This is a genomic window from Bradyrhizobium sp. WYCCWR15520 (assembly GCF_056174665.1).
Genome location: NZ_JBWBWM010000020.1, coordinates 107657 through 119721, shown reverse-complemented (window position 1 = coordinate 119721; position 12065 = coordinate 107657). Strand labels below are relative to the sequence as shown.

Genomic DNA, 12065 nt, shown 5'->3' with positions numbered 1-12065 from the left:
GGGACAGGTCGCGAAACGGGCGCGGCGAAAATGGTTGGTCGATAGGGCGCGAGTTGAAAATTATTTCCCGGCGCGCTTCTTCTCGATGGTGTCCCAGATCTTGCCGGCGACGTCAGGGCCGTTGAGCCGTTGGATCGCGCGGATGCCGGTCGGCGACGTCACGTTGATTTCGGTGAGGTTGCCGTCGATCACGTCGATGCCGACGAACAGCAATCCGCGTTCGCGCAAAGCCGGTCCCAGCGTGTCGCAGATTTCCCGCTCGCGCGGCGAGAGTTCGGTCGCCTGCGCGGCGCCGCCGCGGACCATGTTGGAGCGGAGGTCATCGGGCGCGGGGACGCGGTTGACCGCGCCGGCAAACTCGCCGTCGACCAGGATGATGCGCTTGTCGCCGTGCTTCACCTCGGGAAGGAAGCGCTGGATCACCCAGGGCTCGCGGAAGGTCACCGAGAACATGTCGAACAGCGAGCCGAAATTCATGTCCTGCGGCATCACGCGGAAAACGGCAGCTCCCCCATGACCGTGCAGCGGCTTCATGACCACGGCGCCGTGCTGGTCGCGGAACGAGTTGATCTCGTCGAGGTCGCGCGAGATCAGCGTCGGCGGCATCAACTGCGGAAAATTCATCACGAACAGTTTTTCCGGCGCGTTGCGCACCGAGGCCGGATTGTTCACCACCAGCGTCTTCGGGTGGATGCGCTCGAGGAAATGGGTCGAGGTGATGTAGGCGAGGTCGAAGGGCGGGTCCTGCCGCAACAGGATGACGTCGAAAGCCTCGAGCGACTCGCGCTTGGGCTCGCCCAGCGTAAAGTGGTCGCCGATCTCATCGCGGACGGTCAGCCGTTGCACCGGCGCCACCAGCTCCTCGCCGCGCAGCGAAAGCTTGTCGGGGGTGTAGTAGGAGAGGCTGTGGCCGCGCTTTTGCGCCTCCAGCAGCAGCGCAAAGGTCGAATCGCCGCGGATGTTGATACGCGCGATGGGATCCATCTGGACGGCGACATTCAGTTTCATAGGGAAGGTCCGGGTCTCTGGAGGGTCATAGCGTTTTCAAGCGAAGTGGGTACCGGTTCGCGTCAAGAAAACGCGTCCAAGATAAGAGTTTTAAGTGCTGGCGTCGAATGCCGCTAACAGATGGCGTGGCAGACGGCGCGGCGCAATCAGGACGGCGTCAAATCGTAGCTCGAATTCGGCATGCTCGGGATGCGCCATCAGCCAGGCCTGGGCGGCATTGATGATGCGCGCCTGCTGGCGTGGGGTGACCGCATAGGCGGCGTCGTCGAGGGTGGCTCGTGCCTTGACCTCGATGAAAGCGACCAGATTGCGCTTCTTCGCCACCAGGTCGATCTCGCCATAGGGGGTGCGGAAGCGCTTGGCGAGGATACGGTAGCCCTTGGCCATCAGAAAGGCCGCGGCGCGGCTTTCGGCTGATAGTCCGGTGCGGAAGGCAGCGACGCGCTCGGGCGCGGCAAGCTTGGCGGCCGCGTCGGGCGGAATACCGTCAGTCTTCGCCATCGTCACCCCTGACTTCTTTTGCGAGTTCGAGTGCGCGGGCATAGACCTCGCGGCGTGGCCGTCCCGAAAGCTCGACCGCATGCGCCACGCTGTCCTTGACGCTTTCGCGCGCCAGCGAGGCGCGCAGGAGATCGTCGAGGTCATGCTGGGTCATGACGTCGGCGTCCTTGCGCGGCGGGCCGACGATGAGCACGAACTCGCCACGGGTTTCCAGCGTATCGGCGGCCTTCGCCAGTTCTGCAATCGGCGCGCGCGTAATCTCCTCGTGCAGTTTGGTGAGTTCGCGGCAGATCGCGGCGTCGCGGCCCGCCATGATTTCCGAGAGGTCGGCCAACGTCTCCTGCACGCGATTGCCGGATTCGAACATCACCAGCGTGGCGTCGACGCGGGCGAGCTCTGCGAGCCTGGTCCGCCGCGAGACCTGCTTGGCGGGCAAAAATCCCTCGAAGAAGAACCGGTCGGTGGGCAGGGCTGCGACCGAAAGCGCTGTTAGCACCGAGGATGCGCCGGGTACTGCGATGACGGCGTGGCCGGCGGCCGAGACCTCGCGCACCAGCTTGAAGCCGGGATCCGAAATCAGGGGCGTGCCGGCATCCGATACCAGCGCGATGGAAGCGCCCTGCGCCAGCCGCTCCAGGATCTTCGGCCGCGCCATCGCCGCGTTGTGCTCGTGATACGGCTTGAGCTCTGCCGAAATCGCATAGCGCTCGATCAGGCGGCGGGTGATGCGGGTGTCCTCGCAGGCGATGATGTCGACGCCGGCCAGGGTCTCTAGTGCGCGCAAGGTAATGTCGCCGAGATTGCCGATCGGGGTTGCCACCAGATAGAGGCCGGAAACCGGCTTCGGCGCATTCAGGATGTGGCCGCCAATCAAAAATGTTCTGTTGGCCGAACCCGGTTCGGTGTCAGGGCCGTAGTTGGAACTGGGTTTTGCGCGCATAATGACAATTCTAGAGCGCCCGCGAGCCCGGCGCCACATCGCGGTGGGGCCAGGGCAAGTCGATGTTTCCGGCAACGGCCATGCGCCGCGCGGGGTGTAATCCTTTTGTTTTAGTTAACTATTCGCAGACAATATGCTGAATCTACCTTCGCGTTGTGGGGCGGAGGTCCTGACCGACGGCGGTCGGTCAAGAGAAGAGACAAGATGGTAGGCCCTCTCAATCGCAAGCCTGGATCCCCGGATTTTCGTCCGTTTGGACCGACCCGGCGGACCGCACTCGGTCTTATACTTGGCGCGCCGCTGCTCGGCGCCTGCGCCGGCAACAGTCCGATTTCCAACCCGTTCGGCCCGTCCGCGCCCGAGGGACCCCCAGGCCCGCAGCAACAGCCGGTCGCGATCGGCGCCGGACAAGTCAAGGTCGGCCTGATCCTGCCGCTGTCGGCCGCCGGCAATGCCGGCGTTGCCGCGCAATCGATGAAGAACGCGGCCGAAATGGCGCTGGCGGAATTCCAGAATCCGAACATCCAGCTCCTGATCAAGGATGACGGCGGTCTCCCGCAAGGCGCCCAGCAGGTGACGCAGCAGGCGCTTGGCGAGGGTGCGGAAATCATCCTGGGCCCGCTGTTCGCGGCCTCGGTGCCGGCGACCGCGCAACTGACGCGCGCGAAGGGCGTTTCCGTGATCGCGTTCTCGACTGATTCGAGCGTCGCCGGACGCGGCGTCTATCTGCTCAGCTTCCTGCCCGAATCAGACGTCAACCGGATCGTCGACTATTCCGCCAGCATCGGGAAGAAATCCTTTGCAGCCCTGCTGCCGGACAATGCCTATGGCAATGTGGTGGAAGCAGCGTTCAAGCAGGCGGTCGGCCGCAAGGGGCGCATCGTCGCTTTCGAGAAATATGCCGCCGATCGCGCCGGCGCGGCGCGGACCGTGGCGCAGTCGTTGGGCTCGGCGGACGCGTTGTTCATCGCCGATGACGGCGAATCCGTCGTGGCGTCGGCGGATGCCTTGACCGCAGCGGGCGCGAATTTGCGCAACATCCAGTTGCTCGGCACCGGGCTTTGGGACAATCCGCGGGTCTATGCGAGCCCTCCGCTGCAGGGCGGGCTCTATGCCGCGCCCGATCCGTCGGGTTTCCGCGCTTTCGCTGGCCGCTACCGCGCCAAATACGGCAGCGATCCTGTGCGCACCGCAACGCTCGCCTATGACGCAGTCGCTCTCGTCGCCGCATTGTCGAAGCAGCAGGGCGGCCAGCGCTTCGCCTCAGAGACGCTGACCAACCCGTCCGGCTTTGCCGGCACCGACGGGCTGTTCCGATTCCGCTCCGACGGCACCAATGAGCGTGGCCTTGCGGTGATGAAGGTCGCCAGCGGCGGCAGCACGCCGGTCGCCGGCTCGCCGAAGAGTTTTGGGGCGTAACTTTTAGCCAGTTTTCGTCGCGCTCGCGAATTCGGCTTCGTAGCGCCGCCGGTTGCTCCAGTAGATGTTGGCGAACAGCGCGGCCTCCTGGCGATAGGGGATGTGATCGTCCGCATCCTGCGCCGCCTGCGCCTCGATCCATGCGGCATGCTCGGCAATGGCGCCCGAGCGGTCGCCTTGCAGCGATCGAATCTGAAACGCGAACATATGCTGCTCTATCTCGCCGTAGCGATCGTACCAGCAGGTCGACCATTGCCGGTTCTGCAGCGCGAAGCGCCGGATCCAGCGCTCCGTCAGGTCCATCTCGTGCTCGGGTTTTGAAAACATCACGTCGCGCCGTGCTTCCTGCAGCGTTTCGATCGCGACCGGCTTGTTCGCGCGCCAGAGCGTCTGCATCGCGGGATCGGACAGGAAGCGGTCGGCATAGATCGGATGCGGAAAGGCGATCTCGCGCAAATGCGGCAGCTCGAAGTAAACGCGGATCTCCGAACAGACGCTGGCCTTCAGCTCGTTATCTTCCATCTTGCGGTGAAAGGCGTCGAAGCCGATGCCGGGGAAATAAGGCATGAAAGCCGCGTGGAACATCTCGTGCAAACGATAGAGATCTTCGATCGCCGGATTGTCGTAAGCGCGGTTCATCGTGACGCCCCACCATGAACAGAAATGCGCGCGCTCCAGCCGGTCGTCGGTCGTCTCGCAGAACAGCCGCGGCAGATTGGCGAATTGCTCGATGATGTCGTGAATGAATCCGCGCTCGGCATGCGAGGCGCGGATTGGCGCGCTGCGCCAGAGCCCGTGCACGTGGCGATGAATCTCCTCACGGTCCGTCAGGATGATCGCGTTCTTCATGGCGCGACTCCGGGAATCGCGATCGGTCCGGCCGTGCCGATCATTTCGGCCATGGTCGGCGTCAGGCACAGCCTGAGCGGTGCGTTGGGATCGCCGGTCGGCCGGCGCAGGAAGGCGGCGAGGGCGCGGTCGGTGGCCGCGCTGCCGTCCGCCTGCGCCAGCACGTTGACGTCGCACGCGGACAGCGACAGGCCGAGGCGGCGGCCGACGCGCGCCGCGGCCTCGTGCTGAACGGATTTGTAACGCCGCGGCAGATCGAACACGTCGTGGCGATCGAGCAGCACCTGGCCGAGCTGCAGCGAGGTCAGGTTCTTGAACCATTGATTGCCGAACAGGCTCGGCATCGCCTTGCGGCACAGCACGCCGCCGATGCGGTCGTAATAGACCCCGAACGGCTTCGACAGGCTGAAGGCGAGCGCCTGCACGGACGGGCTGTTGGCTGCAATTCGCGTAGCGGGTTGCTCGGCGATGGAGCCGACATAGGTGACGTCGAGCAACACGCGGGGCTCTTTCGCCCCGGTCGCGAGCAAGGCGAGGAAGTCGTTTGCCTCGCGCCACACATTGCCGTCGATGGCGGACGGCTGGCTGAGGCAGAACAGCGCGGTTGCGGGCAACGCACGGCCGACCGCCTGCCAGTCGGCACGGGGATGCTCGACGACGGCGACGCCGCAGGCTTCGGCATAGGCCTTGTGGCCTTCATACTCGCCGGCAAAGACATGCACCTCCGGATTGAAGCGCTCGACGCGGGCGCGGTTGCCATAGGCGGTGATGACATGAAACAACGCCTCGCTGCCGCCGCCGGTCGGATAACGCCAGGGGAAGCCGGCCGCGTCGATCGCGATGACAGGCGATGCCCACGCCATCCAGCGTTCGAGAAAGGCTTCATGCGAGGCGAACTGTTTGCCGGTCCAGGCGTCGCGGAATTGTTCGAGATGGTGGCGGCGCGCCGCATCCGGTGCGGCGGTCGCATTGCCAAGGATGAAATGCTTGGCGGCTTCCGTCTCGGGCGTGACGAGCGCGTAAACGGTCTTGCTCGCGCCGGCGTCTTTGACGCGGCGGTCGAGTTCGGGATCATGGATCGGCGGGGGAATGGTCCGGTCGTTCACGATCGTCATTCAGAAAGTGGCGGGCGAAACTGATCTAACACAAATGGGCGTACGCTACGCGAGATCCCGCGTGTTGGCTTATCAAACCTTTGCGAATGTTTGCGTAGCCCGGGTGGAGCGAAGCGTAACCCGGGACGCTCTCGCAAGTGAGCATACTGTCCCCGGATTGCGCGGAGCCTGTCATCGGGCGCGCATTCGCGCGACCCGTTGGCTCCATCCGGGCTACGGTTGTTCGCTACGCTGCGAGGTCCGCCACCACCGCGTCGAGCACCGGAAAACCGTCCTTCGTCACGCGCAGCCTGCCGTCGGCGTCGACGGAGATCGCGCCTTCCTCGCGCAAGATGGCGATCCGGCCCGGATCGAGCGCGCGGCCGGACAAGGTCGCATAGCGTTTGGGGTCGATGCCTTCGGCGAGACGCAATCCCATCAACAGATATTCGTCGGCGCGTTCTTCGCTGTTCAGGTCATCGTCGGTGACGACGCCGTGGCCCTTGGCCTCGACGCGCATCAGCCAGGCCTCCGGCCGCTTCTCGGTCGCGGTTGCGTGCCTGATGCCGTCGATGTCGAGGCGGCCATGCGCGCCCGGTCCGATGCCGGCATATTCGTCGCCGCGCCAATAGACCAGATTGTGCTGGCACTCCGCGCCTTCGCGCGCGTGATTGGAAATCTCGTAGGCCGGCAGTCCATGCGCGGCGCAGACGTCCTGCGTGACGTCGTAGAGCGCGCGCGCCAGCGCCTCGTCCGGCGTCTTCAGTTTGCCCGCGGCATGCAGGCCGAAGAACGGCGTGCCTTCCTCGATGGTGAGCTGGTAGAGCGAGAGATGCTCGGCGGCTTCCGAAATCGCGAGCTTCAGTTCATCCGTCCACATCTGCGGCGTCTGCTCGGGACGGGCGTAGATCAGGTCGAACGAGTAGCGATCGAACGCGGTGCGGGCGATCGCGACGGCGTCCAGCGCCTCGCGCGCGGTATGGAGCCGTCCCAACGCTTTCAGCGAGGCATCGTCGAGCGCCTGTACGCCGAGCGAGACGCGGTTGACGCCGGCTGCACGGTAGCCGCGAAACCGTGTCGCCTCGACGCTGGTGGGATTGGCCTCCAGCGTGACCTCGACATTGCCGGCGACGCGCCAGTGTTTGCCGATCGCATCGAGAATCGCGCCGACGGTCTGCGGCTGCATCAGTGACGGTGTGCCGCCGCCGAGAAAGATCGAGGTGACGGTTTTGTCAGGTGCGCGCTCCGCCGTGGTCTCGATCTCGCGTGCGAAGGCGCGCGCAAAGCGCTGCTCGTCGATCGGTGCATGGCGGACATGGCTGTTGAAATCGCAATACGGGCATTTCGACAGGCAGAACGGCCAGTGCACGTAGACGCCGAAGGCCTCTTTGAGGCGTGGTCGCTCGCGACTAGCCAAGGCAGATCTCCGCCAGTTTGACGAAGGCACGCGCCCGGTGCGACAGGCCAAGGCCGAGCGGCGGCAGGCCGTGCTTTTCGATCGAGGTCATCTCGCCAAAGGTCCTGTCATGCCCGTCGGGCAGGAATGCCGGATCATAGCCGAAACCGGCGGTGCCGCGCGGCGGCCAGGCCAGAGTTCCATCGACCCGTGCCTCGACCTCCTCGAGATGGCCGTCGGGCCAGGCGACGCACAATGCCGATACGAAGTGAGCCTTGCGCTGGTCCGGCGCGGTCGCGCCGCGCTCCTGCAGCAGGCGCTCGATCCGGGTCATCGCCGCCATGAAATCCTTGCCTTCGCCGGCCCAGCGCGCCGAGTGGATTCCAGGGGCGCCATCGAGCGCATCGACGACCAGGCCGGAATCATCGGCAAACGCCGGCAATTGCGCGGCGTTCGCTGCCGCGATCGCCTTGATCGCGGCGTTGGCGCGGAACGTCTTGCCGGTTTCCTCGGGCTCGCCCAGGCCAAGCTCGCCCGCGGCAACCGCCTCGACGCCATGCGGCGCCAGCAATTCCCGCATCTCGGCGAGCTTGCCGGGATTGTGGGTCGCGATCACGAGCCGGCCGGTGATTCGACGGTGCTGAGCCATGGATATTTGTATTCCGTCATGGCCGGGCTTGTCCCGGCCATCCACGTGTTATGACGACCTCTTGTGAATTACGCGACAGCCAGCTTCTGCAGGTCCACCAGACGGGCGACACCGTTGCGCGCCAGTTCCATCAGCGCCAGGAACTCGTCCTGCGAGAACGGCGTCTTTTCGGCGGTGCCCTGCACCTCGATGATGCGGCCATCGCCCGTCATGACGAAATTGGCGTCGGTCTCGGCCTCGGAATCCTCGGCATAGTCGAGGTCGAGCACCGGCGTGCCCTGATAGATGCCGCAGGAGATCGCGGCGACGTTGTCGCGCAAAACGTTCGCTTTCAGCATGTTGCGGCTCTTCATCCAGCCGATGCAGTCGGCCAGCGCCACCCAGGCGCCGGTGATCGAGGCGGTGCGGGTGCCGCCGTCGGCCTGGATCACGTCGCAGTCCACCGTGATCTGGCGCTCGCCGAGCGCTTCGAGGTCGACGGCTGCGCGCAGCGAGCGCCCGATCAGCCGCTGGATTTCCACCGTGCGGCCGCCCTGCTTGCCGGCGGCGGCCTCGCGGCGGGTGCGCTCAAGGGTAGCGCGCGGCAGCATGCCGTATTCGGCCGTGACCCAGCCGCGGCCCTGACCCTTCAGCCAGGGCGGCAGCCGCTCTTCCAGTGTGGCCGTGACCAGCACATGGGTGTCGCCGAACTTCACCATGCAGGAACCTTCGGCGTATTTGACCACGCCGCGTTCCAGCGACACGGGGCGCAACTGATCGGGCGCACGGCGGCTTGGCCGCATGGGAAATCCTTTCGAAAACGAGGCGAAAATTCGTTCGCGGTGCTTGTAGGAGGGGGAACGGGCAGCGGCAAGGGCTTTTGCCTGCAATTTCATGATGTTTTGACGCGCTTTCTTCACGAGAATTGCGGCCATTCTGCCGGAAAACGCCATGAACAGAGCGCGCTTGTCATCGGCGCCCCGGATGGACAAATTAGGGGTGCTGGGAGGAAGAGTTAGTGGCCCACCACGATCCGATTGGACTGATCGCGCCGCATGCCGGGCTGGCTCAGCTCAACGAGCGGTCGCGCGACATTTTTCGGCAAATCGTCGAGAGTTATCTCGCCACCGGCGAGCCGGTCGGCTCGCGCAACATTTCGCGCCTGATCGCGGTGCCGTTGTCACCGGCTTCGGTCCGCAACGTGATGTCGGACCTCGAGCACCTCGGGCTGATCTATGCGCCACATACCTCGGCCGGGCGGCTGCCGACCGAACTCGGCCTGAGGTTCTTCGTCGACGCCCTGATGCAGATCGGGGACCTTACCGAACCGGAACGGGAATCGATCCAGAGCCAGCTTGCATCCGTCGGCCGCGCGCAATCGGTCGAGGCCGCGCTCGGCGAAGCGCTGACGCGGCTGTCCGGCCTGACGCGGGCGGCCGCCGTGGTGCTCACTGCCAAATCCAATTCGCGGCTGAAGCACATCGAATTCGTGCGGCTGGAGCCGGAGCGCGCGCTGGTCGTGCTGGTCGGCGAAGACGGCCAGGTCGAAAACCGCGTGCTGGCGCTGCCGCCCGGCGTTCCCTCGTCGGCGTTGACCGAGGCGAGCAACTTCCTCAACGCGCGGATTCGCGGCCGTACGCTGGCCGAAGCGCGGCTTGAGCTGGAAAACGCGATGGCGCAGAGCCGCGTCGAGCTCGATCAACTAACGCAGAAGGTGATCGAGGCGGGCATTGCGAGCTGGTCCGGCGGCGAACACGAGGAGCGCCAATTGATCGTGCGCGGGCACGCCAATCTCCTGGAAGATCTGCACGCACTGGAGGATCTCGAACGCGTCAAATCGCTGTTCGACGATCTCGAGACCAAGCGCGGCGTTATCGATCTGTTGGGCCGCGCCGAGCGCGCCGAGGGCGTGCGGATTTTCATCGGATCGGAGAACAAGTTGTTTTCGCTATCCGGTTCCTCCACCATCATCGCGCCCTATGGCGACGCGTCGGGCCGCATCGTCGGCGTTCTCGGCGTGATCGGGCCGACCCGGCTCAATTATGCACGGGTGATTCCGACGGTGGATTATGCCGCCCGGATCGTCAGCCGGATGCTGGGTGGCTGATCCCGGGGGCGAATTGGCCTTATATCCGGCGCGGTTGTGCTTGATTTTCCGCCTCTAAAGCACGATATCCCCCGCAGCAAATCCCCATTGAGCCAGACGCGTTTTTTGAGAAGGCAGCCTTATGACCGATCCCAAGCGGCCGAATGACAACACGGCAAACCCGGCAGAGACGGGCGAGCCCGTGGTCTCAAAGCCCTACATCATGCCCGACGATCCCGAGGAAGGATCGGTGGAGCTGCTGGTCAAGGAAGCGACCGAAGCGCGCGACAAGATGCTGCGCACGCTGGCCGAGATGGAAAACCTGCGCAAGCGCACCGCCAAGGAGGTCGCCGACGCGCGCGCCTATGGCATCACCGGCTTCGCCCGCGACATTCTCGAGATCGCCGACAATCTGCAGCGCGCGCTCGATGCGATCCCGGCCGACGTGAAAGAGACCGCCGATCCCGGCATCAAGGCCTTCATCGAAGGCGTCGAGCTGACCGAGCGCTCGCTGCTCAACACGCTGGAGAAGAACGGCGTCAAGAAGTTCGATCCGTCCGGCGAGAAGTTCGATCCGAATTTCCAGCAGGCGATGTACGAAGTGCCCGATCCGTCGGTGCCGCAGGGCACGGTGGTTCAGGTCGTCCAGGCCGGCTTCATGATCGGCGAACGCGTGCTGCGCCCGGCGCTGGTCGGCGTCTCCAAGGGCGGCGCCAAGGCCGCGCCGGCGGCGGACGTGGCGAGCTAAGCCGAAAACCTACAGCGGCTTCTCGTCCGCTTTCGGACGATACGTCCCAAAACTCCAGAGATTGCCTTCCGGATCCCGGCAGGCGAAGTCGCGGCTGCCGTAGTCGGTGTCCCGCAGCTCCATTTCGATCCGCCCGCCGGCCGCCTTCACCTTGGCGTGCAGCGTGTCGGGATCGTCGACGGCGACGTAAATCGCATCCGTGCGGCGACCACCGATATCGCCGACAAGCTTGCCATATTCATCGTCCCTGCTCTGGCCGAGCATCAGGATCGAGGGCCCATAGGCAAGTTCGGCATGATGGATCATGCCGCCGTTGCGGTAGACGACGCGTTCGGTGAAACCAACCACGTCCTTCAGCCACCCGATCATGGCCTCGGCATCCCGGCAGCGCATCGTTGGATAGAGGCGGGGCGCTTCGCTTTGGCCTGGACTGGTCACGGGCAACTCCTTGCTGGCTGCTCTACTGCGCCAACTATGCCCTAGTGCTCCAGTTCCGGCTTGAAGATTTGTTACCCGACAGGCTACGCAGCTAGCGCCTCGAGCGGCCGCGTCAGGCGGCTGTCGATCAGCGTCAGCCGCCGGGCCCAGGCCGTCGGCGTCTCGCCGGCAAGATCGACAAATTCGCGGGCCAGATGCGCCTGGTCGGAATAACCGCTTTCGGCCGCAATAGAGGCCCAGCCGCTTGCGGTTTCCGTCCGCGCAAGCCGGCACGCTTCATGAAAGCGCATTATGCGGGCGACCGGCTTCGGCGACAAACCAATTTCCGCCCGGAAGCCATCGACCAGATGCTTGCGGCTCCAGCCGATCTCCCTTGCAAGCGTAGTAATGCGTACGCCGCCCGCGCTGCGTGCGAGCCGTCCATAGGCGAATGCGATCTCGGGCGAAGGCAGATGGCTGGCACGGCTAGCTACAAAATCCTCGACCAAATCGAAGCGATCCTGCCAGCTGCATGTCGCGCCAAGCCGTTCGCGCAGTCGCCAGCCTTCGTGGCCCAGCACGTCGCCGATGTCGACCATGCGCGCGGCGAGATCGACGACGGCGCCGCCGAAGAAGCGATAGGCGCCGAGCGGCGTGAAATCCACCTGCACGCATTCGGCGCCGCCATCGGATTCGATGTGAACCGGGCCGGCATAAAGTCCGGCGGCGAAACTCGGCTGCCGGTCATCAGCGTCAGGATCGCGCCCGAGCGCGATCAGGAACGGCGTGCCGAAGCTGATGATCAGCGGCACCACCAGGCCCGCGATTTCGCGCTGAAAAAACCGGCCACGCGCCGTTTCGCGATAGCCCGTCAATCCCGAGATCAGGCCGGCCATGCGCTGTGACGGCGCACGACGGATCATCTCGAACGCGAACGGAGCCGCCGGATCGGACATTCCAGGCCTCTGAAGCTGACGCG

Annotated in this window: 13 protein-coding genes; 3 read left to right on the top strand and 10 right to left on the bottom strand. The window is 64.9% G+C overall.

Going from position 1 to position 12065, the window contains the following annotated elements:
* Positions 1-60: 60 nt before the first annotated feature.
* From gshB to rsmI, 3 genes are all read right to left on the bottom strand, one after another.
* Positions 61-1008, bottom strand: coding sequence for a glutathione synthase (gene gshB, locus AC0QUY_RS23370; protein WP_475388561.1), 948 nt, complete (start codon positions 1006-1008; stop codon positions 61-63).
* Positions 1009-1098: 90 nt separating this feature from the next.
* Positions 1099-1509, bottom strand: coding sequence for a YraN family protein (locus AC0QUY_RS23365; RefSeq protein WP_161851009.1), 411 nt, complete (start codon positions 1507-1509; stop codon positions 1099-1101).
* Positions 1496-2449 carry a 16S rRNA (cytidine(1402)-2'-O)-methyltransferase gene (gene rsmI, locus AC0QUY_RS23360; protein ID WP_475388560.1) on the bottom strand — a complete coding sequence of 318 codons (954 nt, stop codon included), beginning with the start codon at positions 2447-2449 and terminating at the stop codon, positions 1496-1498. The genes AC0QUY_RS23365 and rsmI overlap by 14 nt, the downstream gene beginning before the upstream one ends.
* A 204-nt stretch (positions 2450-2653) precedes the next feature.
* Here rsmI and AC0QUY_RS23355 point away from each other — a divergent pair, with 204 nt between their 5' ends.
* On the top strand, positions 2654-3868 hold the full coding sequence (locus AC0QUY_RS23355) for a penicillin-binding protein activator (RefSeq protein WP_161851011.1): 1215 nt from the start codon (positions 2654-2656) through the stop codon (positions 3866-3868).
* Positions 3869-3871: 3 nt separating this feature from the next.
* On the opposite strand, the gene AC0QUY_RS23350 is transcribed toward AC0QUY_RS23355, so the two are convergent.
* The 5 genes from AC0QUY_RS23350 to rph all read right to left on the bottom strand — a co-directional run bounded on the left by AC0QUY_RS23350 (position 3872) and on the right by rph (position 8638).
* Positions 3872-4717 (bottom strand): hypothetical protein, encoded by an 846-nt coding sequence (locus tag AC0QUY_RS23350; protein ID WP_475388558.1) that lies wholly within the window; start codon positions 4715-4717, stop codon positions 3872-3874.
* Positions 4714-5823: an aminotransferase class I/II-fold pyridoxal phosphate-dependent enzyme gene (locus AC0QUY_RS23345; RefSeq protein WP_475388557.1), complete on the bottom strand. Its 1110-nt coding sequence runs from the start codon at positions 5821-5823 to the stop codon at positions 4714-4716. Before AC0QUY_RS23345 ends, AC0QUY_RS23350 begins: the two co-directional genes overlap by 4 nt.
* A 235-nt stretch (positions 5824-6058) precedes the next feature.
* Positions 6059-7228, bottom strand: coding sequence for a radical SAM family heme chaperone HemW (hemW, locus tag AC0QUY_RS23340; protein ID WP_475388556.1), 1170 nt, complete (start codon positions 7226-7228; stop codon positions 6059-6061).
* Entirely contained in the window at positions 7221-7856 is a 636-nt protein-coding gene (gene rdgB, locus AC0QUY_RS23335; RefSeq protein ID WP_475388555.1) for an RdgB/HAM1 family non-canonical purine NTP pyrophosphatase, read from the bottom strand. Before rdgB ends, hemW begins: the two co-directional genes overlap by 8 nt.
* A gap of 68 nt (positions 7857-7924) precedes the next feature.
* On the bottom strand, positions 7925-8638 hold the full coding sequence (gene rph, locus AC0QUY_RS23330) for a ribonuclease PH (protein WP_161851016.1): 714 nt from the start codon (positions 8636-8638) through the stop codon (positions 7925-7927).
* Between the two features lie 215 nt (positions 8639-8853).
* Here rph and hrcA point away from each other — a divergent pair, with 215 nt between their 5' ends.
* Together hrcA and grpE are read left to right on the top strand one after the other, a co-directional pair.
* The gene (gene hrcA / locus AC0QUY_RS23325; RefSeq protein WP_161851017.1) at positions 8854-9942 is read left to right on the top strand and encodes a heat-inducible transcriptional repressor HrcA; all 1089 of its coding nucleotides are present in this window, start codon (positions 8854-8856) and stop codon (positions 9940-9942) included.
* Positions 9943-10063: 121 nt separating this feature from the next.
* Complete coding sequence (grpE, locus tag AC0QUY_RS23320; RefSeq protein WP_161851018.1) at positions 10064-10669, top strand: nucleotide exchange factor GrpE; 606 nt, start codon at positions 10064-10066, stop codon at positions 10667-10669.
* Positions 10670-10678: 9 nt separating this feature from the next.
* On the opposite strand, the gene AC0QUY_RS23315 is transcribed toward grpE, so the two are convergent.
* Both AC0QUY_RS23315 and AC0QUY_RS23310 read right to left on the bottom strand, forming a co-directional pair.
* Positions 10679-11062: a VOC family protein gene (locus AC0QUY_RS23315; RefSeq protein ID WP_475388616.1), complete on the bottom strand. Its 384-nt coding sequence runs from the start codon at positions 11060-11062 to the stop codon at positions 10679-10681.
* A gap of 128 nt (positions 11063-11190) precedes the next feature.
* A complete protein-coding gene (locus tag AC0QUY_RS23310; protein ID WP_475388554.1) occupies positions 11191-12042 on the bottom strand; it encodes a helix-turn-helix domain-containing protein in 852 nt (283 codons plus the stop codon).
* Positions 12043-12065 lie beyond the last annotated feature (23 nt).